This is a genomic window from Devosia sp. FJ2-5-3 (assembly GCF_029201545.1).
GTDB lineage: Bacteria > Pseudomonadota > Alphaproteobacteria > Rhizobiales > Devosiaceae > Devosia.
Genome location: NZ_CP104007.1, coordinates 1,439,155 through 1,464,826 on the forward strand (window position 1 = coordinate 1,439,155; position 25,672 = coordinate 1,464,826).

22 protein-coding genes are annotated in these 25,672 nt (G+C 63.6%); 16 read left to right on the forward strand and 6 right to left on the reverse strand.

Annotated features, from left to right (window positions below; translation table 11 throughout):
• Window positions 1-59 precede the first annotated feature (59 nt).
• From N0P34_RS06935 to N0P34_RS06945, 3 genes are read right to left on the reverse strand one after another with little or no spacing between them, the layout of a single operon-like run.
• Window positions 60-1,262, reverse strand: a complete 1,203-nt coding sequence (locus tag N0P34_RS06935) for an ABC transporter permease (RefSeq protein WP_275606286.1) — start codon at window positions 1,260-1,262, stop codon at window positions 60-62.
• Entirely contained in the window at window positions 1,259-2,197 is a 939-nt protein-coding gene (locus tag N0P34_RS06940) for an ABC transporter ATP-binding protein (RefSeq protein ID WP_275606287.1), read from the reverse strand. The genes N0P34_RS06935 and N0P34_RS06940 overlap by 4 nt, the downstream gene beginning before the upstream one ends.
• Window positions 2,187-3,113 (reverse strand): polyprenyl synthetase family protein, encoded by a 927-nt coding sequence (locus tag N0P34_RS06945; RefSeq protein WP_275606288.1) that lies wholly within the window; start codon window positions 3,111-3,113, stop codon window positions 2,187-2,189. Before N0P34_RS06945 ends, N0P34_RS06940 begins: the two co-directional genes overlap by 11 nt.
• A 145-nt stretch (window positions 3,114-3,258) precedes the next feature.
• Here N0P34_RS06945 and fni point away from each other — a divergent pair, with 145 nt between their 5' ends.
• Window positions 3,259-4,290: a type 2 isopentenyl-diphosphate Delta-isomerase gene (gene fni / locus N0P34_RS06950; RefSeq protein WP_275606289.1), complete on the forward strand. Its 1,032-nt coding sequence runs from the start codon at window positions 3,259-3,261 to the stop codon at window positions 4,288-4,290.
• A 48-nt stretch (window positions 4,291-4,338) separates the two neighbouring features.
• On the opposite strand, the gene N0P34_RS06955 is transcribed toward fni, so the two are convergent.
• A complete protein-coding gene (locus tag N0P34_RS06955; RefSeq protein ID WP_275606290.1) occupies window positions 4,339-5,268 on the reverse strand; it encodes a lytic transglycosylase domain-containing protein in 930 nt (309 codons plus the stop codon).
• A 78-nt stretch (window positions 5,269-5,346) separates the two neighbouring features.
• On the reverse strand, window positions 5,347-6,024 hold the full coding sequence (locus tag N0P34_RS06960) for a GntR family transcriptional regulator (protein ID WP_275606291.1): 678 nt from the start codon (window positions 6,022-6,024) through the stop codon (window positions 5,347-5,349).
• 222 nt (window positions 6,025-6,246) lie between these two features.
• Between N0P34_RS06960 and N0P34_RS06965 the strand changes: the two genes are divergently transcribed.
• From N0P34_RS06965 to N0P34_RS06975, 3 genes are read left to right on the forward strand one after another with little or no spacing between them, the layout of a single operon-like run.
• Window positions 6,247-7,236 (forward strand): Ldh family oxidoreductase, encoded by a 990-nt coding sequence (locus tag N0P34_RS06965; protein ID WP_275606292.1) that lies wholly within the window; start codon window positions 6,247-6,249, stop codon window positions 7,234-7,236.
• Between the two features lie 24 nt (window positions 7,237-7,260).
• Window positions 7,261-8,508: an iron-containing alcohol dehydrogenase gene (locus N0P34_RS06970; RefSeq protein ID WP_275606293.1), complete on the forward strand. Its 1,248-nt coding sequence runs from the start codon at window positions 7,261-7,263 to the stop codon at window positions 8,506-8,508.
• Window positions 8,505-9,971, forward strand: a complete 1,467-nt coding sequence (locus N0P34_RS06975) for an NAD-dependent succinate-semialdehyde dehydrogenase (RefSeq protein WP_275606294.1) — start codon at window positions 8,505-8,507, stop codon at window positions 9,969-9,971. Before N0P34_RS06970 ends, N0P34_RS06975 begins: the two co-directional genes overlap by 4 nt.
• A gap of 36 nt (window positions 9,972-10,007) precedes the next feature.
• On the opposite strand, the gene N0P34_RS06980 is transcribed toward N0P34_RS06975, so the two are convergent.
• Complete coding sequence (locus N0P34_RS06980) at window positions 10,008-11,084, reverse strand: LacI family DNA-binding transcriptional regulator (RefSeq protein WP_275606295.1); 1,077 nt, start codon at window positions 11,082-11,084, stop codon at window positions 10,008-10,010.
• 183 nt (window positions 11,085-11,267) lie between these two features.
• On the opposite strand from N0P34_RS06980, the gene N0P34_RS06985 reads away from it, so the two are divergent.
• From N0P34_RS06985 to N0P34_RS07040, 12 genes are all read left to right on the forward strand, one after another.
• Window positions 11,268-13,631, forward strand: coding sequence for a CoA transferase (locus N0P34_RS06985; RefSeq protein WP_275606296.1), 2,364 nt, complete (start codon window positions 11,268-11,270; stop codon window positions 13,629-13,631).
• A 2-nt stretch (window positions 13,632-13,633) separates the two neighbouring features.
• On the forward strand, window positions 13,634-14,440 hold the full coding sequence (locus N0P34_RS06990; protein ID WP_275606297.1) for a hypothetical protein: 807 nt from the start codon (window positions 13,634-13,636) through the stop codon (window positions 14,438-14,440).
• Window positions 14,433-14,876 carry a MaoC family dehydratase gene (locus N0P34_RS06995; protein ID WP_275606298.1) on the forward strand — a complete coding sequence of 148 codons (444 nt, stop codon included), beginning with the start codon at window positions 14,433-14,435 and terminating at the stop codon, window positions 14,874-14,876. The genes N0P34_RS06990 and N0P34_RS06995 overlap by 8 nt, the downstream gene beginning before the upstream one ends.
• A 159-nt stretch (window positions 14,877-15,035) precedes the next feature.
• Window positions 15,036-15,479: a thioesterase family protein gene (locus N0P34_RS07000; RefSeq protein ID WP_275606299.1), complete on the forward strand. Its 444-nt coding sequence runs from the start codon at window positions 15,036-15,038 to the stop codon at window positions 15,477-15,479.
• Between the two features lie 13 nt (window positions 15,480-15,492).
• Window positions 15,493-16,608, forward strand: coding sequence for a mandelate racemase/muconate lactonizing enzyme family protein (locus tag N0P34_RS07005; RefSeq protein WP_275606300.1), 1,116 nt, complete (start codon window positions 15,493-15,495; stop codon window positions 16,606-16,608).
• 21 nt (window positions 16,609-16,629) lie between these two features.
• Window positions 16,630-18,222, forward strand: a complete 1,593-nt coding sequence (locus N0P34_RS07010; RefSeq protein WP_275606301.1) for an ABC transporter substrate-binding protein — start codon at window positions 16,630-16,632, stop codon at window positions 18,220-18,222.
• A 59-nt stretch (window positions 18,223-18,281) separates the two neighbouring features.
• Window positions 18,282-19,877 (forward strand): ABC transporter substrate-binding protein, encoded by a 1,596-nt coding sequence (locus N0P34_RS07015; protein ID WP_275606302.1) that lies wholly within the window; start codon window positions 18,282-18,284, stop codon window positions 19,875-19,877.
• 56 nt (window positions 19,878-19,933) lie between these two features.
• The gene (locus N0P34_RS07020) at window positions 19,934-20,869 is read left to right on the forward strand and encodes an ABC transporter permease (protein WP_275606303.1); all 936 of its coding nucleotides are present in this window, start codon (window positions 19,934-19,936) and stop codon (window positions 20,867-20,869) included.
• Window position 20,870: 1 nt separating this feature from the next.
• Complete coding sequence (locus N0P34_RS07025; RefSeq protein WP_275606304.1) at window positions 20,871-21,755, forward strand: ABC transporter permease; 885 nt, start codon at window positions 20,871-20,873, stop codon at window positions 21,753-21,755.
• 9 nt (window positions 21,756-21,764) lie between these two features.
• Window positions 21,765-23,633 (forward strand): ABC transporter ATP-binding protein, encoded by a 1,869-nt coding sequence (locus N0P34_RS07030; protein WP_275606305.1) that lies wholly within the window; start codon window positions 21,765-21,767, stop codon window positions 23,631-23,633.
• 39 nt (window positions 23,634-23,672) lie between these two features.
• Window positions 23,673-24,662 (forward strand): oxidoreductase, encoded by a 990-nt coding sequence (locus N0P34_RS07035; protein ID WP_275606306.1) that lies wholly within the window; start codon window positions 23,673-23,675, stop codon window positions 24,660-24,662.
• 11 nt (window positions 24,663-24,673) lie between these two features.
• Complete coding sequence (locus tag N0P34_RS07040; protein ID WP_275606307.1) at window positions 24,674-25,630, forward strand: NAD(P)-dependent oxidoreductase; 957 nt, start codon at window positions 24,674-24,676, stop codon at window positions 25,628-25,630.
• Window positions 25,631-25,672: the final 42 nt, after the last annotated feature.

Sequence of the window (25,672 nt, forward strand, 5' to 3'; positions counted from 1 at the left end):
TCCTTCGAGAAACGTCAGAATAATTGGCGCCGACCTCCGGGGCCAGTGCCGTATGGTCACTAAAGGCGGAGCCGGAGGCGTGATATGACGAGGCTCAGGATCACGCCCACCATGGCGATGCAGATGAGCCATGCCAGTTCCGGGGCCACCGTCTTGAGCGGCTCGCCGCGCCATAAAATGCCGTGATAGGCTTCGATCGCCCAAGCATTGGGCGTGTACCAGCCAACATCCTGCAGCCAGGGCGGCATCATGAAGCGCGGGACCATGGATCCCCCGATCGCCGAGCTGACGAGAACGACGAAGGTGGAGACCGTCTGCGCCTGCTGCTTGCTGGTGCAGGCCGAAGCCACAGCCAGGCCGAGGCCCGCAGTGGCCGCAGACGCCGATAGGGTCGTCAACAGCCATTCCCCAAGATGGTGGGTGACGTCGACGCGGTAGATCATCGCCGCGACGAGGAAGATCAACCCCACCTGGAGTACGCCCTGCACCGTGAGGAAAAGGAATTTTCCGAGCACCACAACGTCGGTTCCTGCCGGGCCGACAGCGATCCGGTCCACGATACCGGAATGTCTCTCCTCGATCAGCGTGGCGGCGCCCTGCATTGCAGAAAACAACAGGAACAGGATGGCGACGGCTCCGGCATAATAGCTGATCGTCGCGCCGGACGAGGTCGCCGAGCCGATATTCTGCAAGGTGATGAGGCCCGGTGCCGCATCAAAACTCGCCGCATCGTCGCTTATGGCCGCGAGTGCTGCGTCAAGCTGGGCCTGCTGCTCGGGCCGAAAGCCCCCGACCAATTGGCCAATGAGCGGGGCCGTGCGGGAAACGCCGATCTCAGGCAGGTTCAGGGCGATAAGGTTCTGGACCTGGCCCGAGAGGCTGGCCCCGGCGATCACTTTGGCGGGGTCGACCAGAACAATGATGGGGGAGGAGGCGCCATCCTCCAGATCACCCGACACAAACAGGCCGACATCGGCCCGGCCGGTCTCCACCATGCGGGCGACATCGTCACGATCGCTAAGGCGTCCGGCTATCACACGAAGGCTGATGTCGTCGCGAAGGGCGGCTTCAAGCCGCTGAATTATAGGCGTATCGGCCTCTGCGCCATAGGCGACGTGGAGGCGCATTTCTTCCCCGTTCGAGCCGGAGAAAATGGCCGCGAAGATGATGAATATGATCGGGGGCAAGAGAAATGCCAGGGCGAGCGCGCCGCGATCGCGGATCACGCTGAGCGCCATGACGCGAAGCATGGAAAGGATCAAAGAGCTGCCCCCGCGTCGCGCGTCAGCCGTACAAACAGGCTGTCGAGGCCCGGCTCCCGGAAGCGGATTTCGCGGGTCTCGATGCCCGCATTGTTGAGTGCAATCGACAATCGCTCGAGCGAGTGGGAACTCGCTCCGGTCAGCATGATCCAGCTATAGCCGCCCTTGAGGGGGCTGAAACCGGCTTTGTGCAGGATTGCCGACTGATCCGCGGACGCCTGATGGCGCAACTCGAGAATAACCTCCCGGCGCGTGCCGAAGGCCTCGGCAATCAGGTCCCGCGGCTTGCCCTGAGGGCTGATCCTGCCGTCGCGGAGGAAGCCAACCGTGGTGCAAAGGGTCTCGGCCTGGTCGAGGTCGTGGGTGGTCAAGAGTATCCCCATTCCAGCGTGGCTAAGGTGGACGAGAACATCATGCAGTACATTTCGCGCCTCCACATCGACGCCGACTGTAGGCTCGTCGAGGATGAGCAGGTCAGGGTGATGAAGAATTGCGGCGGCAATATTGACCCGGCGCTTCCATCCTCCCGAAAGGATATCCACGCGCTCGTCGATACGGCCACCAATATCGGTGGCATGGCCGGCCCAATCGATCGCTTCTTCCGTGTCTGCGGCGGAAAGTCCCGACAGGCGTCCAAAGACCTGGAGATTTTCGCGAACGGTGAGGTGTGGGTAAAGCGCCAGTTCCTGGGGTACGAGGCCGATATGGCGCACGCTCTTTTTGCCGGTTAGTCCCGCTACTTGTATGTGTCCGGAGGTGGCGCGAACCCGCCCGCATATGGTGCGGATGAGCGTGGTTTTTCCGGCGCCGTTCGGCCCCAGAAGCCCAAAAATCTCCGACCGGGCGAGTTTGAGGTTGAGGCCATTCAGGACATCGCGTTGTCCGTAGCGCACTGACAGATCGGCCACTTCAAGTGGCTTTGCATCACCCAGCATCAGAGGCGAGCTTGCTCTTGAAGTATTTCGCGATCAAGGCCTGAATGGGTGCGGAGTTGACGCCGCTGGAGATCAAGGCAGCATCGGCTGCGGCAAGATGTTCCTCGCAGGTGAGGCGCGCCTGGCGGGCGCCGAATATTGATACCAGAGTGGCCTTCCCCTCGTCCTTGTTCACGTCTTTGCCGATGAGTTTGGGGTCGGCCGACTTGTCGAGAAGGTCGTCCGCGGTCTGAAACGCCAGTCCCAGATGGCGTGCGAACCGGCGGACATGATCAATGCGATCCTCCGGCATGTCGGCAAGGACGGCGCCCATTTCAGCGGACGCGACAAAGAGTGTGCCGGTCTTGAGCCAGTTGAGGTTTTCAATTTCATGCTCGCCCACGAGGCTCGCCCGCCCATTGATGTCGATTTCCTGGCCGGCGACGAGCCCGTTCTGCCCCACGGCATCCGAGAGAATTGCTGCCAGGCGGGTCCGGGCGGCGGCCGGAATTTCGAGCTCCGAGATCACACCAAACGCGCGGCTCAGGAGTGCTATCGCGCTCAGGATGGCCGTCGCCTGGCCAAAGGCGACGTGGCTGGATGGCCGTTCGCGTCGCATGCGAGCGTCGTCCATGCAGGGGAGATCGTCCAGGACCAAGGAGGCGGTATGGACCATTTCCACAGCACATCCCAAGGTCAGGGCGGCCTCTTCCAGATCGGGATCGGGATCGGCGATCATGTAGAGGAGGACGGGGCGAAGACGCTTGCTCGGCGCCAGAAGAGCATGCCTCATTGCCGCCGCCAGATTTGCGGGCATCGCCTCCGAACCCTCGATCATCCGCTCAAGACAGGCGTCGACGCGATCGCGAATTGAGCGTGCGTCTTCAACGGCTTGTCCACCCGTGCGCGCCCCTTCGATGCAATTCCTAGGGATCATCCCGCGTACCCCGGCTTGGAAATGCAGGAGAAGTGAACCAGAAACGCCGCTACAACGTAAGAGCCAAAGTTATCTGGCCGGGACAAGAAATCGGATGCCCCCGCTCGAAATCTATCGCAGGCTGTCATGCTGAAGAGGCCCCTCATTGACCATCAACCGTAAGAACGAGCATCTGGATATTGTCCTGGGAGGGCGAGGGGCGTCCTCGATTTCGACTGGCTTTGACGATGTGAGATTTGAGCACGCTGCCCTCCCAGAAATAGACATGGACACTATCGATCTGGATACGCAGTTTGTCGGCAAGCGGATCAGGGCACCGCTTCTTGTCAGTTCGATGACGGGTGGTCCGGCGCGGGCGGAAACGATCAATGCCAATCTGGCGGTGGCCTGCGAGGAATTGGGGATCGCCCTGGCCGTCGGGTCGCAGCGCGTGGCCATAGACAGCGCCGCCGATGGGGGGCTGGGGCAGGACCTAAGGCGGCATGCGCCGACCATCCCTCTGCTCGCGAATTTCGGGGCGGCCCAGCTCAATCTGGGCTATGGCGCCGATCAGGCGCTGAGGGCCGTGGAGATGATCGGGGCGGACGCGCTGATCATCCACCTCAATCCCCTGCAGGAGGCGGTGCAGCCGGAGGGCGATCGTAACTGGCTGGGATTGCTCGCAAAAATCGAGACCCTGGCGCGAACACTGCCGGTGCCATTGGCAGTGAAGGAGGTCGGTTCGGGCATTTCCGGCCTTACGGCGCGCCGATTGGTAGATGCAGGCGTAAGCATAATCGACGTCGCCGGAGCAGGTGGAACGAGCTGGGCGGCGGTCGAGGCGGAGCGGGCACAATCGCCGATGCAGGCCGCTATTGCCCGGGCTTTCGTCAATTGGGGACAGCCGACTGCGGCGGCGATTGAAGCGGTGCGGGCGGCCTGTCCGGAGGCGATCGTGGTGGGTTCAGGCGGCGTCCGGGATGGGGTCGACGCCGCCAAGGCGATCCGGCTTGGCGCCGATATTGTGGGCCAGGCTGCGGGGGTTCTGACCGCCGCGACCGAGTCTGCCGAGGCGGTGGTCGAGCATTTTTCGGCCATTATCGGGCAGTTGCGGGTGGCCTGTTTCTGCACCGGATCGGTCGATCTTGCGGCGCTCAGAGTGGCCCCATTGCAGTCGCAAACGGGCCGAGTTCGCTAGCAGAACGTTAGCATTTGCGGACGGCGCCTGTGAAAACGCCGCGGCGGCTCAAGGTGCGTTTTTCTGGACGATGCAATTGCCGCCGGCGGCGAGAAGACGCTGGCAAAATTCCTGTGCTTCCTGCCGCGTCTGTCGACCGACCATGGCGGAAAACCGCATGCGATTGCCGAAGCTCGGATTGCGGACCGAGATCAACATGAGCTGCTCGGGACCGAGGACATTTTTGAAACTGGCCTGGGCGGAGGCGAAACGGGAGCGGGCGGTGTCGGCGGACGCGTTCTGCGCGATGAGGACGCCCCAGGGCTGCCATTGAGCCGGACTGGCGACGAGGTCGGGCCGGCGGACGGAGCGGGCCATATCGAGACAGGCCGCCTGGAAGTCCTTCTCCTTGTCGAGCGTGTAGTCGACGTCCCCTGCGATGTCGGCCAGCCAGATGTCGACGGGGTGGCCGGTGATGATCATTACATAATTGCGGGTTTCGAGGGGGAGGCCGCCGCCGGTACCGGCGATGTAGCGGCTGATCCGTCCCTCGCCGCCATTATAGGCCGCGGCGGCGAGGCCGAGATTGCCGAATTTTTCTTCGAGAAAGCGCAGATATTCGGCGGAGCGAGCCAGGGCCTCGGCAGGGTCGAAGGCATTTCCGAGGCCGCGAAGGCGCGCCGTGCCGGGCATGAACTGGGCAATGCCCTGAGCACCGGCCGGGCTGAGGGCCGCGGGATCGAAGCGGCTCTCCTGCCAGACGAGGCGGGCGAAGAAATCGGCGGGCAATTGCCAGTTGGCGGCATAGGCGGCGATGGCGGCGCAGACATCGGCCCGGTAATTGGCCTCGGTGATGCAGATCTCCTGCTGACCGATTGTGTGGCAGGTGCCGGGTTCTTCTTCGGCTTTCGTCTGGGCGCGGGCCTCGTGAAGAGCAGGGGACATGAGGAGCAGCAAGAGCCATACGCGCTTCAGCCATGTCCGTAAAAACTGCGCCATGCCTGCATCTTGGCTGGGCCCGGTCCGCCCGGCAAGTCACAGAAGCTTGGTCCGGCCTGACGGGCGCCGGCCCCTCCCTCAGGAAAAGAAGGTGTTGAAGCGCTCGTAGGATTGCTTGATGTGGGCGCGCATGGCCGCTTCGGCCCGGTCCTCATCATGGGCTTTGAGGGCGGAAATCAGATCCGCATGTTCCATATTGGCGGTGGAGGCAGCCTGGTGGTGGTGGAAGAGCCGGAACAGGTGCATGTGGATATGCAGATTGGCGAGCGTCTCCTGGACGAGATCATTGCCGCTGGCCTGGGCGATGAGATCATGGAACTGACCATCGAGGCGCGCGAACTCGCTGTAGCTGACCTTGCCCTGGCCGGTCCCGGACATTTCCTCGGCCAGCCGTTCGAGGGTGGCGAACTGCTCTTCGGTGATCATGGTCGCCGCCTTGCGGGCCGCATAGGGTTCGAGCAGCAGGCGCAGTTCATAGAGCTGTTCAAAACGGCCGCGATCCATCTGTGTGGTGGCGCTGAAGCCGATGAGGTGGGTCTTGACCACAAGCCCCTGCGCCTCGAGGCGGGAGAGGGCCTCGCGAATGGGGGTCTGGGAAACGCCAAGCTCGCGCGCGAGATTGTCGATAGATATTCTCGAGCCGGGCAGAATGCTCTGGCTCATCAGTTGGGCGTAGATGGTGTTGTACACCTCATCACCAAGGCGCGGCGGGCGCTTGATCGGATTGGTCGGCATCTGATTGACCGGTGGCGCCATAGCGCGGAATCCTTCCTGGTTGAGAGGGGCCGGGGAGCTGTATCCTATCGTATTCCATTTGGAAACGCGGCGAAAAGTGAACTTGCGTTTGACATCGCTGCACAAGGCGCATAGTGCTTTGGCGAAATCGTATAGGATATATCAGGCGCTGTTTTATGGTCCCGGTCAAGATCATCGCCGACTGTCCCAAAGCGGAAGTCTGGATTTGGAGAGTGAGTAGACATGCCCTTAGTGCCTGTCAGTGAAGTTCGGAATCTGGCGGACCGGGTTCTGGCGGCGGCCGGCGTGCCAGCGGACAATGCTCGATTGCAGCGCGAGCTCTTATTGGACGCCGAGATGCGCGGGATCGCCTCGCATGGTCTTCTGCGCCTGCCGCGGCTTGTCGAACGGATCGCCAATGGCGTGGCCGACCCCGTGACCAAGGGGCGGCATGAGTGGACCGCGCCGGGATTTCTCCGAGTCGATGGCGAGCAAGGCCTTGGGCCGGTCGTGGCGCAGTCCGCAATCGATGCGTTGATGGAGCGCGCCGCGATACAGGGTGTCGCCGTGGGCGCGGTGGCCAATGCCAATCATATCGGCATGCTCGGCTTTTACGCCGACCGCGTCGCGACGGCAGGAAAGTGCCTGATCGCGTTTTCGACCAGCGAGGCCCTCGTGCATCCCTGGGGTGGACGCAGGGCCATGATCGGCACCAATCCCATCGCCATCGGCATGCCGACGGGCGAGGGCATCTTCATGATGGACACCGCCACCAGCATCATTTCCATGGGGGAGGTGCATGACCACGCCAATCGTGGCGTGGCGCTGCCGCCCGGCATGGCGATCGATGCCGAGGGCAATCCGACCACGGACGCAGCGGCGGCGCGGAGCGGCGCGATCTCGCCCTTTGGCGGGGCCAAGGGTTATGCGCTGGGGCTCGCCTTCGAACTCTTGCTGACGGCTTTGGCCGGGGCGGCGATTGGTCGGGAGGTCAAGGGAACGCTCGATTCCACCGAGCCCTGCAACAAGGCCGACCTTTTTATCGTCATCGACCAGTATCTGTCGCCGGTCGCCGGCTTTCTCGATCTGCTGCGGGCGGAGGCGCCTGCCGAAGGGGTCGAGAGCGTTCGCATTCCCGGGGAACGTGGAAGGGCCCTGGCGGCCCAGGCGCTCCTCGACGGTATCAATGTTGCCGACGTGATCTGGTCGCGCCTGCAGGAACTGGCCGCATAGGCCGAGATGAATAAGGACTAGATCATGTTTGGTGCATTTCGTTCGCCTCGAACCGTCGTGTTCGGCCATGGCCAGATCGGCTCGCTGGCAGGCCATGTGGCGACGTTGGGGAAAAAGCCGCTGCTGGTGACTGACCAGCGGCTTGCCGGGGACCCCGTTTTTGGGGGAGTAAAGGCCGCGATGATCGCGGCCGGTCTCGAAGTCGGAGTGTTTTCCGAGGTCGAGGCAGAGCTGCCGGCCCATTGCCTTGAGGCCGGCATTGCCGCCGCCCGGGACTTCGGCGCCGATGTCATCGTGGGCATTGGTGGCGGCAGCTGCATCGATGCGGCCAAGATCATCGCGCTGATCACTGCCCATGGCGGACAGATTTCGGACTATTATGGCGAGCTGAAAGTGCCGGGGCCGATCCTGCCGGTCATCGCCGTGCCGACGACAGCGGGAACCGGCTCGGAGGTGACCCCGGTGGCGGTGATTGCCGACCCGGGAAAGGCCGTAAAGGTCGGGCTTTCGAGCCCGCATTTGCTGCCGCAGATCGCCATTTGCGACCCCGACCTGACGGCCAGCTGCCCGCCCGGACTTACCGCCTATTCGGGCGCCGACGCGCTGGTGCATGCCATCGAGGCGTTCACCACCGCGACGCGTGCGGAAGATCCCAGGATCACGCTCGAGCATGTGTTCGTCGGCAAGAATGCGCTGACCGACGCCTTTGCGCGGGAAGCGATCGTCAATATCGGGCGGAGCCTGGCGCGGGCGGTTGCGGACGGCAGTGATGCGGCGGCGCGTGCCGATGTCATGCTGGGCGCGACCCAGGCCGGGCTGGCCTTCGGCACCGCGGGCACCTCGATTTCCCACGCGGTGCAATATCCGGTGGGGGCGCTGACGCACACGGCCCACGGGCTGGGCGTGGCGCTGATGCTGCCCTATGCGCTGGCGTTCAATCGCGGCCACGCATTGGCCGATATCGCCGAAATCGGGCGCATGATGGGGTTTGCCGAAGCGGAAGACACGGACGCCAAGGCCGCCGATGCCTGCATTGCCGGGGTCGCGGCACTGCTCGAAACCATCGGCATTCCTTCGACATTGGCCGAAATCGGGGTCAAGGCCGAGGACTTGCCCTGGATCGCCGAGCAATCGCTGGGCGCCAACAGGCTGATCAAGAACAATCCGCGCCCGGTCGACCGGGCAGGCATGGACCTCCTGGTCGCCGCCGCCTTTGCCGGCGACCGGAGCATGCTCGAAATCAATCCCAAGCTTGAAGGGGTGCGCACATGACCACCGATTTCTCCCTTTCCTTCGATCCGGCGAAAATCCCCAGCAATCTCTGGATTGGCGGGCAATGGCGCGAGGGAAGCGCCGAGGGGCGTCTCGACGTGGTCGATCCGTCCACCGGCGCGGTGATTTCCAGCGTCGCCAATGCCTCGGTGGAGGATGCGCTGGCAGCCGTCGCCGCGGCCCATGACGCCGCGCCGGGCTGGGCGGCGACCCCACCGCGCAAACGCTCGGACATATTGCGGCGCTGTTTCGAGCTGATGATCGAGCGCAAGCAGATGCTGGCCGAACTGATCAGCCTCGAAAACGGCAAGGCGCTGCCCGATGCCGAGGGCGAAGTGGCTTACGCCGCCGAGTTCTTCCGCTGGTTTTCCGAGGAAGCCGTGCGGCTCAATGGCGAGATATCGACGGCGCCGAGCGGGGCCAACCGGATCGTGGTGCAATACCAGCCGATTGGCGTTTCCGTGCTGGTGACGCCGTGGAATTTCCCGGCGGCGATGGCCACGCGGAAAATCGCGCCGGCCTTGGCGGCGGGGTGTACGGTGGTGCTCAAGCCCGCCACCGAAACGCCGCTGACCGCCTATGCGCTGGCCGAGATCTATGCCGAGGCGGGCGTGCCGGATGGGGTGGTCAATGTGATCACTACCTCGAAGTCTGGCGCGACAGTCAGCGCCATGCTGCATGATCCGCGCGTGCGAAAACTCAGCTTTACCGGCTCGACCGAAGTGGGTCGCAAGCTGTTGCGCGAGGCGGCGGACCAGGTGATTTCCTGCTCGATGGAGCTCGGGGGCAATGCGCCCTTCATCGTCTTTGACGACGCCGATCTCGAAAAGGCGCTGGATGGCGCCATGATCGCCAAGATGCGCAATGGCGGCGAGGCCTGCACCGCGGCCAATCGCTTCTTCGTGCAGGAAGGGATCATGGAGGCCTTTTCAAAGGGCCTCGCCGATCGCATGGGCGCGATGAAGCTCGGACGCGGCTATGAAAAGGGCGTGCAGTGCGGGCCGCTGGTCAACCAGGATGCGCTGGAGCGGATCAGCGGCTGGATCGAGGATGCCAAGGGGCAGGGCGCCAAGGTTTTGACCGGGGGTACGGCGCCGGGCGGAGACGGATTTTACTATCCGCCGACCGTGCTGACCGATGTGCCGGTGGACTCGCCGCTGGTGCGCGACGAGATTTTTGGGCCCATCGCGCCGCTCGCCAGCTTCAAGACCGAGGACGAGGTGATCGCGCGGGCCAATGACACCGAATATGGGCTGATCGCCTATGTGTTCACCGAGAATCTGAAGCGCGGGCTGGCCGTGTCGGAGAAGATCGAGGCGGGCATGATCGGGCTCAATCGCGGGCTGGCCTCCGACCCGGCGGCACCATTTGGCGGGGTCAAGCAGAGCGGGCTGGGCCGCGAGGGCGCGCATCACGGCATCCTCGAATTCTGCGAAGCCAAATATATCGCTGTCAGCTGGTAGGGTTTTCCGGGCCGCGGGCGGCTGATCGCCCGCGGTCTACTGTGTCGGCAGATAAGGGTGGTCGATCCGTTCGGGGGGCGTTTCGGCCAGCGTCGAATGGCGGACGATCAGCTCTCCGGGCAGGGCGTATTGCGTCGGCGTGAAGGGCTGTCCGGACAATTGCTCGCCGATGAGCGAAATCGTCTTTTCGACCATGGCGTCCACCGGCTGGCGAAAGGTGGTCAGCGAATAGCGCGGCCATTCGGCCATCGGGATATTGTCGAAGCCGGCGATGGCGATGTCTTCGGGGATGCGCAGTTTGAGCCGGTCGCAGAGGGCATCGTGGCCGCCAAAGGCCATGACGTCATTGGCGAAAAAGACGGCGTCGGTGCGATTGGCGCTGCCGATCTCGAGACCGGCGCGATAGCCGGCTTCGTAGCTATATTCCCCGCCGGGCACGGAATGGGTGAGGGTCATGCCCAGTTCGGCGACGCGGGTGATGAAGGCGTTCTGGCGTTCGAGATTGGTCGAGGTGTGGCTGAGGCCGCCCACGAAGGCGACGCGATGCTTGCCGATGGCGTGGAAATGATCGGCAATGGCGCGGGCGCCCTCGACATTGTTGCAGCTGACCGAAGTGAGGCTCTGCTCGGACACGGTGCGGTTGACGAGGACGGCGGCGCGGCCCTCGGTGGCCCAGCGCAACGATGCGCCCGAGAGCACGGTGGCCGAGATAACGACCACCGCATCCACATTGTATTTGCGCAGGGCGACGAGCTGTTCCTCGATATTGGAGCCGCGGGTGATGTTGAACATCAGGCTCTGCATGCCGACGCGCTGGAGCTCGCGGGAAAGCTTTTCGATCAGGAACGGATAGAACGGATTGCGCATCTCGGAGACGACGATGCCGGCGATGTTGCTGCGGCGCGTCGAGAGCATCGAGGCGATGGCATTCGGCTGGTAGTCGAGCTCCTCGGCGGCGCGGAGAATGCGCTGGCGCAATTCGGGCGAGATGGACGCGCCGGGGGTAAAGGCGCGCGAAATGGCCGATTGGCTGACGCCCAGCATCTGCGCAAGATCGCGGGCAGTGATGGGCGTCTTGCGCGGCGCAATGGCAGCATCGGGCGGTGTGCTCATGGCACCTCACAATTCTTCTTATGCGCATCATAGCTGGATTTCGGCGCTATGCCACAAACTTGCATACGGATGCACAATGATATTGCATACGGATGCAAACATATCCTATCGTATTCGAGGCGCTGTCGTAAGGGAGCCGGTTGAGAAGCCCCGACGACAGCATATTTGAGAGGAGCGGAGCCTATGGACGGCGCCTTGGCACATCTGCGTGTCGTTGATTATTCCGACAGTCTTGCCGGTCAGTATTGCGCCCGGCTTTTCGCCGATTTCGGTGCCTCCGTCGTCCTGGTCGAACCCCCGGGCGGGTCATCGCTGCGTTTGCGCGAGCCCATGGGGCAGGCAGGCGAGTCGCTCCAGTTTTTTCATCTCAACCACGGCAAGCAGTCGCTGATGCTCGACCGCGCTGCGCCGGCGGATGCCCAGCGCTTCGCCATGCTGCTGCGCGGGGCCGATATCGCCGTATTGCCGGCCGATGCCGATGCCGATGCGGTCAGCGCGGCCAACCCCAATTGCATCGTCGTGCAACCGAGCGCCTTCGGGACGGACGGGCCGCGCGCCGATTGGCAGGGACCGGAAATCGTGCTGCAGGCGCTGTCGGGCATGATGCACAATAATGGCGCCGCCGGGCGCGAGCCGCTGTTCGGCGTTGCCAATCGCGCCGCCATGGCGAGCGGGGTCGGCGCCTATGTCGGAACGCTGGCGGCGCTGTTTGCGCGCGAGCAGAACGGGGCGGGGCAGGTGGTCAGGATCGATGCCGCCGAGACCGCTGCGACCATGTGCTTCCCCTATGTGATGCAGCACATCTACAATGGTTCGGTGCGGCAGCGGACCGAGCAGGCGGTGCAGGCGGGGCAGGTGCTGTGCCGGGATGGCTGGGTCTGCATCTGGATCTACAATTTCCGCTGGCAGGCGCTGCTGGCGGCGCTCGATCTGCCGGAACTGGAGCACGATGCACGCTTCGCCGATCCGGCGGAGCGGCGTACGAACTGGGATGCGCTGTTCGCGATCTTCCAGGCCAAGGTTGCCGACATGTCGGCAGAAGACCTGGTCGAAATCCTGCAGCAGGCGCAAGTCATAGCGGCCAAGGCCTATCGCCCTTCCGAGTTGATGCATAACCGACACCTCGACGCCCGGGATTATTGGGAAGAGATCGAGGGCAAGCGCATTCTGGGGCCGGCTTTCCGCCTGACGCGGACGCCGCGCCGGGTGCAGGGGGCCGCGCCGGCGCTCGGCTCTGCCCAGCAATTGGCCTGGCCGGCACAGACCGCAACTGGGGCGGCCTCGGCGGGCCGTCCGCCGCTCGAAGGCCTGCGGGTCATCGAGCTGACGACAGCATGGGCCGGGCCGATGTCCGGGCGCGTGCTGGCCTATCTCGGCGCCGAATCCATCCATGTGGAAGCGCCCAACCGGGTCAATTCCTGGCGGCTCAACAAGGACCGGCCCAATCCGGTCAATTTCCCAGACCGGGAGCCGGGCGCGCGCTGGTATGACCGCTCCTTCCTGTTCAATTCGCAGAACGTCAACAAGCTGAGCTGCATCCTCAATCTCAAGACCGAGGAGGGGCGCAACACCCTGCGGCGGCTGGTGGAAGTGGCCGATGTGCTGATCTGCAATTTCCGGCCCGGGACGCTGAAAAAGCTGGGGCTGGATTACGACAGCCTCACCAAGATCAAGCCCGACATCATCGTCGCCGAACTGCCGGCCTTCGGCGTGCACGGGCCGATGTCCAGCTATGCGGCGCTCGGTCCGACAATGGAAATGGCAGCGGGCATGTCGGCGATGATCGGCTATCCCGGCGGTCAGCCCGAGGTGACAGGTCCATCCTATCTCGACCCGATCGGGGGCTTCAATGCCGCGGCGGCAATCCTGACCGCGCTGGTGCATCGGCAGCGGACCGGCGAGGGGCAATATGTGGAAGTGCCCCAGGTCGAGGCGGCGATGCAGCTGATCGGCGCTGAAATCCTCAAGGCGGGGGAGACCGGGAACGATCCGGCTCCCAATGGCAATCGCGTCAGTTTTGCCAGTCCGCACGATGCGTTTCCAACCAGCGGGCACGATCAATGGATCGCCATCGCGGCGCTGGACGAAGGGCAGTGGCAGGCGCTGTGCGCTCAAATGGGTCAGCCGAAACTGGCGTCCGACCCGCGCTTCGCCGACCTTGGACGGCGGCGCGACAATGAGGATGAGCTGACCAAGATCATCGGCGACTGGACGCGGGGCCAGGACAAGCACGAGCTGGCGGGCCGGTTGCAGGCGGCGGGCGTGGCAGCGGCGCCGGTGCAGACACCCAAGGATGTGGCCGAGGATCCCTATCTCGCCCATCGGGGGTTCTTTACCGAACTCGAGCATCCCGATGCGGGGCGGCACAAGCATCCGAGCCTGCCGATGCATCTCAGCGCCACGCCCGGTGCGCAGGTGCGGTCGGCGCCGCCCTTTGGCTGGCATAACCGGCATGTGCTTGAAAATGTTTTGAAATTGTCGCCCGAAGAAATTGCCGCCATCGAGGCGAGCGATGCCATGGCGACCGAACCTCTCGAAGGGCACTGAGCATGGCCCCGCAGTTTCCGCGCAGCTATGAGGTCAGGATCCTTCTCAATGACGAACCCCATTACAAGGGGTCCATCCATGATGACGCGGTTGCCAGGGCACGCGGCTACAAGGCCGCGTTGATCCCCGGCGCCTTTATCTACGGCCATATCAGCCGGGGTGCGATCGAGAGCTGGGGGCAGGACTGGGCCGAGCGCGGCGCCATGTCGGCGCGCTTTGGCCGGCCGGTCTACAATCATGATGTCATCACGGTCTTCCTGAGCGAACTGATCGATGACGGGGCGTTTGCGCGCAGCCAGGCGCGGGTGGTCAATGGCGATGGCGAGGAGGTGGCGACGGGGTGGATCGCGCTTGCGCATCACGCGCTGACGCCTCCCGATCCGGCGAGCCTGACGCTCCTGCCCTCGCCGGAGGCGCCGCCGCCGGTCAAGGCCGGCGAACTGCCGGTCGGCGCTTTCCTCCACAGCCGCCAAAGGGTTCTTACGGCGGAGGATTTTGCCGGATCCCTGGCGGCCTTCGCCGAAAACCATCCGATCTATAAAGATCCCGGCTTCGTCCATTCGGGCATGTTGATGCGGACGGCCATGGGCGATGTCAATTCGGGCTGGAAATTCCCGGCGGCAGTGGTGCTGGTCGAGACCGAAACCCAGCATTTCCGGCCGGTCTACCCTGGCCAGACCATCCGCACCGCCGGCACCATCGCCGAAATCTATGAGCGCAAGGGCAAGCATTATTTCGTCTCGGACGAGGTGTTGCTGGCCGATGGGCAGCCTGCTGCCCGGTTCCGGAGGACCCAGATCTATGGCTAGCAGCTGGACACAATCGGTCGATGGACTGGTCGCATTTTACGACGTGACGGTGAGCGCAGAGGATATCGCGGTTTTCGCGCGCCTCAGCGGCGACGATTACGAGGCGCATACCGATCCCGCCATCATGGCGCAGTCGAGTTTCGGCGGGATCATCGCCCATGGGGCTTTGCTGGTCGGCTATATGTCTGCAGCAGGCACGAAAGCGATCCGGCAGGCCCGGGAGAAGGGCAATGACTGCGCGCCCGTGGCGCTCGGCTATGAGGGGATGCGGTTCGTGGCGCCCGTCTTTCCCGGCGACGCGCTGCGCGTGTCCTACAGCGTCAAGACGATCGACGAAGAGCGTCGGCGCTCGGTGGCGGGGATCGAAATAACCAACCAGTCGGGCCGTGTGGTGGCTGTGGCCGATCACATCATGAAATGGCTGAAAAGCGAGTAGAATATAGGATATATTGACTCTTGCATGCGGATGCAAAGGGTGCAAGGTTAAGTCTGTGGAGAGCTGGGTCGGTGCAAGAATAGCCCGCTCGCCAGATCGGGAGAGGATCAACATGCTCGGGAACCGTCTGCGCGATTTCGCGCCACGGATACGGCTGTCATGACGAAACGTTTGCCGCCGGCCAAACGCGATGATTTCGGCTGGTTTGCCGGCATTACCCTGCGCTGGAACGACATCGACATTTTCGGGCACGTCAACAATGCCCGCTATTACGAATTCTTCGACACCACGGTGGTCGGTTTCCTGCATGAGGCCGATCTGGGGCTCGGTACGGGCGGGGCGGCCATGGTGGTGGCCGAAAATGGCTGCCGTTTCCACCGGGAGGTCAAATTCACCGACACGCTCGAGATGGGGCTGCGGGTCGAACATATCGGCACGTCATCGGTGCGCTACGGGCTGGCCGCCTTCGTCAATGGCGAGAGCAGCGCGGCCGCGGACGGCTACTTCATCCATGTCTTCGTCGACCCCGCGAGCAAGCGGCCAATGCCGTTCAGCGCGACCGTGCGGAACCACCTTTCGTCCATCCAGACAGACCCGGCCTGAGGAGGGGCCGCCAATGTCCAAAGCGTCCAAAATCAAGTCGGTCGATGCCTTCCAGCTGGCCTGGCGGCCAGAGGATCCGCCGGGTCGGCGTAGCGCCTTCGTGCGCGTTACCACCGAGGAAGGCCTGGTCGGCTATGGCGAGGCTTCGCCCATGTTCGGCGGCGAGCACTCGCTGTGGGTGCTGCGCGATGCGGCGGCCTCGCTGGTCGGCGCCGACGTGCTCGACCATTCGGTGATTTATGATCGGCTGCTGCACCGCTACATCAAGCTGGGGCCGGAAGGCGCGGTGACCGGGGCGCTGGCGGCGCTCGACATTGCGCTCTGGGACATCAAGGGCAAGCTCTTCAACCTCCCCATCTACAAGCTGCTGGGCGGGGCGTGGCGGACAGAAGTGCCGTTCTATGCCTCGATCGGCGGCAATGCGAGCCGGACAGTCGATGAAACCGTGCGCGTGGTCGAGCAGCGCTGGCTGGCCGAAAAGCCGGCCGCGATCAAGATCCGCTGGGATGGGGACCGGACGCGCCAAGATTATGACATTCCTGGCGATATCGCCAAGGCCAAGGCCGTGCGCAAGCTCGTGGGCGACGACTTCCCGCTCGCCTTCGACGCCAACAACCAATATTCGGTCGGCGGCGCCATCCGGGTCGGCCGGGCACTCGAGGAGCTGGGCTATATCTGGTTTGAGGAGCCGGTGCAGCACTATGACGTGCGCGCCATGGGCGAGGTCGCCCAGCGTCTCGATATCACCGTTTCAGCGGCCGAGCAGACCTATACGACCCAGGCGCTGGTCGACATCATCAATGCCGGGGTGCGCATGGTGCAGCCCGATATCGTCAAAATGGGCGGCATCACTGGCCTGATGCAGTGCGCGGCAATCGCCTACGCCCATGGGGTTGAGCTGGTGCCCCACCAGACCCAGCCTACGATCGGCCACATGGCCAATCTGCATGTGCTGGCCACCATCATGCACCTGACCAAGCCGGCCGAATTCGCCGATCCGGACGACCGAATGCATCCGGCCTTCGTCAATCCCCCCAAACCCGTCAACGGCAAGTTCCAGATCCCCGACGGCCCCGGTCTCGGCCTCGAGCTGAACGAAGAAATACTCGAAAGCAGACGCGTTCGCTAAGCGCGCATTGGAGGACTATCAATGAATTTGAATCGCCGCAATTTCATGGAGCTGGCTGCAGCTTCGACGGCCCTGACCGCAGTTGGCGTCAGCGCCGCCAGCGCGCAGGGCGACGACACGATCCGGATCGGCATCGCCGCCAATAATCCGCGCCATTCGGACCCCAACCAGACGACGCAGGGCCCCGATAACTGGGCGGTCGAGCAGCTCTATGAGCAGCTCGTGCGTCCCGATGACGGCAAGTTTGCGCTGGCGCCGGACGACTACAAGCCTGTGCTGGCCACCGAATGGTCGGTTTCGGAAGACGCCAAGACCTGGACGTTCAAGCTGCGCGAGGGTGTGCAGTTCCATCGCGGCTATGGCGAGATGACCTCGGAAGACGTCGTCTTCACCTTCCTCAAGGCCAAGGAATTCGGCACGGGCCGGGTGATCTTTGCCAATATCGAGGATGCGGTGGGCAATGGCCCCTATGAGGTGGTGATCACGCTCAAGCAGCCGGACGTAAATTTCCTCGGCACCACGGTGTTCTCGCTCAATGCGAACATCGTCTCCAAGAAGGCCTATGAGGAAATCGGGGTGGAGAAGTTCACCACCGACGCCGTGGGCACCGGCCCCTATGAGCTGACGAAGTACGATGCCGAGAGCGGCACCTATCTCACCCGCTTCGCCGATTATTGGGGCGAGCCGGCCAAGGTCGCCAATATCGAGTGTCTCTATATCGCCGATACCACGGCGCGGACGCTGGCGCTGGTTTCCGGCCAGGTGGACATGATCGAGGCCGTGCGTGCGCCGGGCTGGATCGACAGCATCCTGCAGCGCGATCCGAACATGAAGGTCGACATGACCGTGCCGGGTTCGTTCAACACCCTGCACGTCAATCTCACTCGCGCGCCATTCGACAATATCCTCGTGCGCCGGGCACTTATGCATGCCATTGACCGCAATCTCGTCGCCGAGGCGCTGGCGCCGATGGGCGGCGTGTTGGTCGGCCTGCAGCCGGACTTCTTCCCGCCGGGGCTCAAGACCGAGGACCTGCCCGAAGAGCTGCGCTACGAGTACGATCCGGAGAAGTCGAAGGCCCTGCTGGCCGAGGCCGGTTTCCCGGATGGCATCAGCTTCGATGCCCTCTGCAGCCAGCGCGAGGACTATTCCTCGACAATGCTGATCGTGCAGGAACTGATCCGCCCGGCCGGGTTCAACATGAACCTGATCATCGGCGATCACACCGCGTATCACGCCGACAACCGCTCGGACAAAAACACGCTGGCGATGCACGCCTCGAGCTATCCGCCGATCCCGACGCAGATCTATATCCAGCAGCTCTATTCGAAGGCCGAGGTGAAGGCCGACGGTTCGGGTGGCGGCAATTACAGCCATTATGGCGTTGCCATGCCGGGTATCGACGATTTGCTCGAGCAGGCTTTGGCCGCCACCAATTACGACACTTATGTCGACCTTTGCCGCCAGATCGAGCTGCAGGTGCTGCGTGACCTGCCGCTGATCGGCCTGTCGACCTTGTCATACACCATGGTGCGCAATCCGCGCCTCGACCTCGGCTATGAGGTCGAGAGCGGCTATGCGCGCTGGAGACTACACCGCGCCACCAAGGCGTAAGTGTGTGGGGGCGCCGGCGAGGGGTCGGCGCCCCCATCAAAATGGGAGGAGGAGACCCCATGACTTTGAACAGACGGAACTTCATGGAGCTGGCGGCAGCAACGACTGCCCTGACCGCAATCGGTGTCAGCTCGGCACGGGCGCAGAGCGCCGACACGCTGCGCATGGGCATCGCGGCGAACAATCCGCGCCATTCGGACCCGAATTTGACGACCCAGGGGTCGGACAATTGGGCGACCGAGCAGATGTATGAGCAGCTGGTGCGTCCCGATGACGGTCGTTTCGCGCTGACACCGGAGGAATATCTGCCGACGCTGGCGACCGAATGGACGCAGTCTGCCGACGCCAAGGTCTGGACCTTCAAACTGCGCGAGGGCGTGCAATTCCATCGCGGCTATGGCGAGATGACGTCGGAAGACGTGGTGTTTTCCTATGAGCGCGCCATGGCCGGGGGCACCAACAAGACTATCCTCTCCAATATCGAAAGCGTGGTCGCCAACGGCCCCTATGAGGTGACGATCACCCTCAAGCAGCCGGACGTGAACCTGCTTGGCACCTCGATTTTCAACAACAATACCTCGATCATCTCCAAGAAGGCGTTCGAGGAAATCGGTGCGGACGCGTTCGTGACCGACGCCGTGGGCACCGGCCCTTATGAACTGGTGGAGTTCGACCCCGAATTCGGCACGCGGATGACGCGGCACGAGGGCTATTGGGGCGACAAGGCCAAGATCGCCAATGTCGAATGCGTCTATATCGCCGATACGACGGCGCGGACCCTGGCGCTGCTCTCGGGGGAAGTCGACTGCATCGAGGCGGTTCGAGCCCCGGGCTGGATCGACTCCATCCTGCAGCGCGACCCGACCCTCAAGATCGACATGACGACCCCCGGCTCGTTCAATACGCTGCACGTCAATCTGACCCGCGCGCCGTTCGACAATCTCCTGGTCCGCCAGGCGCTGATGCATGCCATCGACCGCGAAGCCGTGGCTGCCGCACTGGCTCCGATGGGTGGCACGATGGCGGGCCTGCAGCCCGACTTCTTCCCGGCCGGCTTCAAGAAGGAAGACCTGCCCGAAGAGCTGCAATATCCCTATGACCCGGAAAAGTCGAAGGCCCTCTTGGCCGAGGCCGGCTTCCCGGATGGCATCAGCTTCAGCGCGCTGTGCAGCCAGCGCGAGGACTATTCCTCGACCATGCTGATCGTGCAGGAACTGATCCGTCCGGCCGGGTTCAACATGGATTTGCAGATCATCGACCACACCGCCTATCACGCGGATAATCGCTCGGACAAAAACACCCTGGCGATGCACTCCTCGAGCTATCCGCCGATCCCGACGCAGATCTATTTCCAGCAGCTGGCTTCGGGCTCCGAGGTCAAGGCCGATGGCTCGGGCGGTGGCAATTACAGCCATTATGGCGTTGCCATGCCGGGCATCGATGACCTGCTCGCGCAGGCGCTGACCGCCTCGGACTACGCCACCTATCTCGACCTCTGCAAGCAGATCGAGCTGCAGGTGCTGCGTGACCTGCCGCTGATCGGTCTGTCGACCCTCGGCTTCACGGCGGTGCGCCGCGCCCAGATCGATCTCGGCTACGAAGTCGAGAGCGGCTATGCGCGCTGGCGGTTCCATCGCGCGACCAAGACGGTCTGATCTTAAAAAACCCGGGCTCCCAGGAGCGGGAGCCCGGACTCTCAAAGGCGGTGCAAATGGCCAGATATCTGCTCTTACGCTTGGGTGACGCGATCCCCACCCTGTTCCTGGTGCTGACACTGGTGTTCATCGCCATGCGCATCCTGCCCGGCGACCCCGCGCTGGCGGCGCTCGGCGACGCGGCCCTCCCAGAGCAGCTGGCCGAATTCCGCGAAAGGATGGGGCTCAACGTGCCCCTCTGGCAGCAATATTTCAATTTTATCGGCGGGGTGCTGACGCTCGATTTCGGGCGCTCGCTGCTGACCAATACGCCGGTGCTGCAGCTGATCGCGCAGAACCTGCCCTATACGATCGAGCTGACCGTGGCGGCCATGCTGATGGGGATCGTTGCCGGTGTGCCGATGGGCGTCATTGCGGCGACCAACCGCAACAAGGCGCCGGACGGGGTGGTGCGGGTGTTCTCGCTGATCGGCTATGCCATCCCCGATTTCTTCCTCGGCGCGATCCTGCTCATCACCTTTTCGCTCAATATGGGCTGGTTTCCGATCAACGGGGCCGGGTCCGATTTTGCCAGCCGATTGCATCACCTGTTCCTGCCCGCGCTGACGCTGGCCTTCGTCAAGGCCGCCTTTCTCGGGCGCCTGACCCGAACGAGCCTGCTTGAAGTGCTGGGCAAGGACTATGTCCGCACGGCCCGCGCCAAGGGCGCCAAGGAAAACCGTGTCATCTACCGGCACGGGCTGCGCAATGCGATGCTGCCGATCACGACCGGTCTCGGGTTGAGCCTCTTGTCGACGCTGTCCGGTTCGGTGGCGGTGGAGCTGGTGTTCAACCGCCCCGGCATCGGCCGCCTTCTAATCGATGCCATCGCCCAGCGCGACTATGCCGTGATCCAGGGCGGGGTGCTGGTCTTCGCCGGTTTCGTGGTCCTCATCAATTTGCTGATGGACCTTGTCTATGTCGTTGTCGATCCACGCGTGCGGGTGAGCTGATATGAGTGTCATTACCGAAGATACCGTTCGCGTCCCGCCGGTCGAGCCGGGGTTTTTCAGAAGGCTTGGCAAGATATTGTTCGGGCGGCCCGAGACGGGTTTTGCCACGCTCATGATCCTGGTCTTCATCCTCGTGGCGCTGTTTGCGCCGATGCTGGCGCCCTATGATCCGCTGGCCCAGTCGGTGCTCAAGATCAATCGCCTGCCCAGTGCGGACAATTGGCTCGGCACCGATCAGTTCGGCCGCGATGTGTTGAGCCGGCTGATCTACGGGTCGCGCAATTCGCTGCTGTTCGGCTTCATCTCGCCGGTGCTGGCGGCGCTGTTCGGCACCATGCTGGGGGTGATCGCCGGCTATTTCGGCGGCGTCGTCGACCGGCTGATCTCGCGCGTCATCGATCTCCTGCTCGCCTTCCCCGAACTGCTGCTGGCGATCCTGATCGCGGCCGTGCTCGGCGGCGGCTTCTGGAACATCATCACCGTGATCACCGTGGCGTTCATCCCCGGCTTTGCCCGCGTGGCCCGGGCGCAGACGCTCTCGATAAAGCAGGAGCCTTTCGTCGAGGCGGCCATCGCCACCGGCGTGCGCACCCCGATCATCATCATCCGCCACATCATTCCCAATATCATGGCCCCGATCGTGGCGCTGATGACGCTGTGGGTGGCTTCGGCGATCCGCATCGAGGCCTCGCTGAGCTTTCTCGGCATCGGCACGCGCCCGCCCAATCCGAGCTGGGGCAATATCATCCGCGACGGGCTCAACAGTCTTTTCGGGTCGCCCTGGCCGATCATCGGCGCCGGTATTGCCATTACCCTGGTGGTGCTCTCGTTCAACCTCGTCGGCGACGCAATCCGCGATGCGCTCGACCCATCGACGGCACGCTAGGAGATGGCCATGAGCGCAATGGACAATATTGCCGACCAGAAATCTCCGAAGGCCGGCGCAGAGCCGGTGCTGTCGGTTCGCGACCTCAAGACCTCGTTCCTGACCCAGAAGGGCTGGGTGGAAATCGTCAAGGGCATCAGCTTCGACATCGCGGCGGAGGAAACCCTCGCCGTGGTGGGCGAAAGCGGGTCGGGCAAGTCGGTGACGGCGCTGAGCGTGATGCGCCTGCTCGACTATGAGATGAGCCGGGTCGAAGGCTCGGTGAAGCTGGCGGGACGCGAACTGCTCTCGCTCGGGCCCAACGAGATGCGCATGGTGCGCGGCCGGCAGATCGGGATGATCTTCCAGGAGGCGATGACCAGCCTCAATCCGCTGCAGACCGTTGGCCAGCAGATCGCCGAAGTGCTGACCATTCACGGGCTCTATTCGGGCCAGGAGGCCTATAAGGAAGCCGAGCGGCTGCTCGAACGCGTGCGTATTCCCGGGGCTGCGTCGCGGCTCAAGGACTATCCGCATGCCCTTTCGGGCGGCATGCGCCAGCGCGTGATGATTGCCATGGCGCTGGCCTGCAAGCCCAAGCTTCTCATCGCCGACGAGCCGACGACGGCGCTCGACGTGACTATTCAGGCGCAGATCCTGCAGCTGATCAAGCAGTTGCAGAAGGAAGAGGGGATGGGCGTTCTGTTCATCACCCACGATATGGGCGTGGTGGCGGAAGTGGCCGACCGGACCGTGGTGATGCTGCAGGGCAAGGCGGTCGAGTCCGACAAGACCGAGAACATCTTTGCTCATGCCCAGAACCCCTATACGCGGGCGCTGATCGCGGCCGTGCCGCGGCTGGGTGAAGGCAACAAAAAGGGGCCCCAGCACTTCCCGATCCTCGACCGGGCCACGGGCCTCGTGGTGACGGGGCGCGAGCGGCCAGACACGGTGCAACACAAGGCCGAGCCGGTGCTGCGGGTGAAGAACCTCATCAAGCGGTTCGACATTGCGGGTGGCCTTTTCAGCGGGCCGGTCGGGCGCGTGCATGCGGTGGAAAATGTGAGCTTCGACCTGCGCGGAGGGGAAACCCTGTCGCTGGTGGGCGAGTCCGGTTGCGGCAAATCGACGACGGGCCGGGCGGTGATGCGGCTGATCGAGCCGCAGAGCGGGGAGGTCAATCTCGGGGGCACCGATATCCGCGCGCTGGACAAGGAGCGCATGCGCGACATGCGCCGGCATATCCAGATGATATTCCAGGACCCCTATGCGAGCCTTAATCCGCGCATCAAGATCGGCGATGCCATTGCCGAACCGTTTTTGACGCACAAATTGGGCACCAAGAAGCAGGCGCGCGACAAGTCGATGGATCTGCTGGAGCGGGTCGGGCTCAATGTCGAGATGGCCGGGCGCTATCCCTCGCAGTTTTCGGGCGGGCAGCGGCAGCGCATCTGCATCGCCCGGGCGCTGTCGCTCGAGCCCAAGGTGATCGTGGCCGATGAGAGCGTTTCGGCGCTCGACGTTTCGATCAAGGCGCAGGTGGTCAATCTGATGATGGATCTGCAGGAGCAGTTCGGGCTGTCCTATCTCTTCATCTCGCACGACATGGCGGTGGTGGAGCGGATCAGCCATCAGGTGGCGGTGATGTATCTGGGTGAGATCGTCGAGCGCGGGCCGGTGGCGTCCGTGTTCGGCAATCCGCAGCATCCCTATACCAAGCGGCTGATGGCGGCGGTGCCGGTGCCCGATCCGGCGCGGCGCACGCAATTGCGGCCGGTCAGCAATGATGAGATCAAGAGCCCGATCCGCAAGGTGGACTATGTGCCGCCAAATCGGGAGTACCGCGAAGTCTCGCCGGGCCATATCGTGCAGGCGTGGGGCGATGACTGGAAGGTTTAGGGCCCTGGTGGCAATGACGAGAGTAGAAGGACAGGTTTCATGAGTTTTCAGGCATTGGTCACCAGCAAGGACGAGGCTGGCAAGGTCTCGTCGCGGGTCGAGACGATCGGTGACGATCGCTTGCCAGAAGGCAATGTGACGGTCGATGTGGAATGGGCGGGGCTCAACTATAAGGACGGGCTGTGCCTGACCGGGGCTGGCGGGCTGGTGCGAAACTATCCGCATGTGGCGGGCATCGATTTTGCCGGGACCGTCGCCGAAAGCAGTGATGACCGCTACAAGGCGGGCGACAAGGTGCTGCTGACGGGCTGGCGCGTGGGTGAGGCCCATTGGGGCGGCTATGCGCAGCGGGCGCGGGTCAATGCCGACTGGCTTGTGTCGGTGCCGGAACTGCTCTCCACCCGCGATACCATGGTGGTGGGCACGGCCGGGCTGACGGCCATGCTGGCGGTGGATCGGCTCGAAAAGCTGGGGCTGACACCGGAAGCGGGCGAGGTGCTGGTGACCGGCGCGGCTGGTGGCGTGGGCTCGATCGCGCTCTCGATTCTGGGCAAGCTGGGCTACACAGCGGTGGCGGTTTCCGGGCGGCCGGAGCATGCCGAGACGCTGAAGGGTCTTGGCGCCAGCGAGATCATCGCGCGCGATGATTTCCTGGGGCAGCCGGACAAGCCGCTGGAATCGGCGCGCTGGGCGGGGCTGATCGACAATGTCGGCGGCAAAATGCTGGCCAAGGCGCTCAAGCAGATGAAGTATAATGGCATCGCCACGGCTATCGGCAATGCCGGCGGGATCGGGCTCGATACCAATGTGTTGCCGTTCATCCTGCGCGGGGTGACGCTTGCGGGCATCGACAGCGTGATGCAGCCCTATGCCAATCGCGTTCCGGCCTGGAACCGGATTGCCGAGATCTTCGATCTCGGGACTTATGATGCGCTGGTCGAGGAAATCGGGCTGGACGCGCTGCCGGATGCGGCGGAGCGGATTTTGGCCGGCCAGGTGCGCGGGCGCACCATCGTCAAGCTGCGCTAGGGGAAGACGTGATGCCGGTCGTGATCGCGCATAATTATGATGAGCGGCTGGCGGCCAAGGTCGCGGCCGTGTTGCCCGAGGGCGTGGATTTTCGCGCCCTTGGGGCGCGTGTGGAGACGGCCTGGAGGGTGCCGGCGGAGGCCGAAATTCTGCTCATCAACCAGAACAGCCCGGATATTGGGCTGCACCGGGGGATGGAAAAGCCCGAGGGCTGGCCGTTCAACCTCAAATTTGTGCAGCTGCGTTCGACCGGCATCGACAAATATCCGGACTGGATTTTCGAGGTGCCGCAGGTCTGCGTCACGCGCGGCGGCTATGCCGTGCCGATCTCGGAATATGTGCTGGCCGCGATGCTGGCGCAGGTGAAGCTGATCCCGGAAATCTGGGTGAAGGCGGGGAGCGAATGGCAGCCGCGCCCGAAGCTCGGAACGCTCAACGGGCAAACGCTCGGGATCATCGGCTTTGGCGAGATCGGCAAAGCGATTGCCGAAAAGGCGCTGACCTTCGGGATGGCGGTGATCGGCACCAAGCGGTCGAACGGGCCGAGCGGGATGGACGGCGTCGAGATCGTCTCGCTGGCCGAGCTGATATCGCGCTCGGACCATATCGTGGTGGCGACGCCGCTCACCGACGAAACGGCGGGCATGCTCAATGTCGAGACCCTGGCGGGGATCAAAGAGGGCGCCCATCTGATCAATATCGGCCGGGGGCAGGTGATCACCGAGGATGGCCTCAAGGCCGCGCTCGACGGCAAGCTCGGCGCAGCGACGCTGGATGTGACGGTGCCGGAGCCGCTGCCCGACGGGCACTGGCTCTATGCGCACCCCAAGGTGCGGATTTCGCCGCATATTTCGGGCAGTTCGCCGCAGAGCGACCAGAATGTGACGGAATTTTTCCGCCGCAATCTCGAGCGCTATCTCGCCGGCGAGCCCCTCGAGGGTGTGGTCGATCCGCAGGCGCGGTACTGACCCCTATTGTTTCTTTTCACGGATGGCCCCAGGGGCCGGACG

Coding starts and splice junctions, on each gene's coding strand:
- N0P34_RS06985 (WP_275606296.1), top strand. CDS start 11,268: ATGGACGGCGCCTTGGCACATCTGCGTGTCGTTGATTATTCCGACAGT.
- N0P34_RS07040 (WP_275606307.1), top strand. CDS start 24,674: ATGCCGGTCGTGATCGCGCATAATTATGATGAGCGGCTGGCGGCCAAG.
- N0P34_RS06955 (WP_275606290.1), bottom strand. CDS start 5,268: ATGGCGCAGTTTTTACGGACATGGCTGAAGCGCGTATGGCTCTTGCTG.
- N0P34_RS07030 (WP_275606305.1), top strand. CDS start 21,765: ATGAGCGCAATGGACAATATTGCCGACCAGAAATCTCCGAAGGCCGGC.
- N0P34_RS07035 (WP_275606306.1), top strand. CDS start 23,673: ATGAGTTTTCAGGCATTGGTCACCAGCAAGGACGAGGCTGGCAAGGTC.
- N0P34_RS06975 (WP_275606294.1), top strand. CDS start 8,505: ATGACCACCGATTTCTCCCTTTCCTTCGATCCGGCGAAAATCCCCAGC.
- N0P34_RS06970 (WP_275606293.1), top strand. CDS start 7,261: ATGTTTGGTGCATTTCGTTCGCCTCGAACCGTCGTGTTCGGCCATGGC.
- N0P34_RS06960 (WP_275606291.1), bottom strand. CDS start 6,024: ATGGCGCCACCGGTCAATCAGATGCCGACCAATCCGATCAAGCGCCCG.
- N0P34_RS07010 (WP_275606301.1), top strand. CDS start 16,630: ATGAATTTGAATCGCCGCAATTTCATGGAGCTGGCTGCAGCTTCGACG.
- N0P34_RS07015 (WP_275606302.1), top strand. CDS start 18,282: ATGACTTTGAACAGACGGAACTTCATGGAGCTGGCGGCAGCAACGACT.
- N0P34_RS07000 (WP_275606299.1), top strand. CDS start 15,036: ATGACGAAACGTTTGCCGCCGGCCAAACGCGATGATTTCGGCTGGTTT.
- N0P34_RS06965 (WP_275606292.1), top strand. CDS start 6,247: ATGCCCTTAGTGCCTGTCAGTGAAGTTCGGAATCTGGCGGACCGGGTT.
- N0P34_RS07025 (WP_275606304.1), top strand. CDS start 20,871: ATGAGTGTCATTACCGAAGATACCGTTCGCGTCCCGCCGGTCGAGCCG.
- N0P34_RS06940 (WP_275606287.1), bottom strand. CDS start 2,197: ATGCTGGGTGATGCAAAGCCACTTGAAGTGGCCGATCTGTCAGTGCGC.
- N0P34_RS07005 (WP_275606300.1), top strand. CDS start 15,493: ATGTCCAAAGCGTCCAAAATCAAGTCGGTCGATGCCTTCCAGCTGGCC.
- N0P34_RS06990 (WP_275606297.1), top strand. CDS start 13,634: ATGGCCCCGCAGTTTCCGCGCAGCTATGAGGTCAGGATCCTTCTCAAT.
- N0P34_RS06980 (WP_275606295.1), bottom strand. CDS start 11,084: ATGAGCACACCGCCCGATGCTGCCATTGCGCCGCGCAAGACGCCCATC.
- N0P34_RS07020 (WP_275606303.1), top strand. CDS start 19,934: ATGGCCAGATATCTGCTCTTACGCTTGGGTGACGCGATCCCCACCCTG.
- N0P34_RS06945 (WP_275606288.1), bottom strand. CDS start 3,113: ATGATCCCTAGGAATTGCATCGAAGGGGCGCGCACGGGTGGACAAGCC.
- N0P34_RS06995 (WP_275606298.1), top strand. CDS start 14,433: ATGGCTAGCAGCTGGACACAATCGGTCGATGGACTGGTCGCATTTTAC.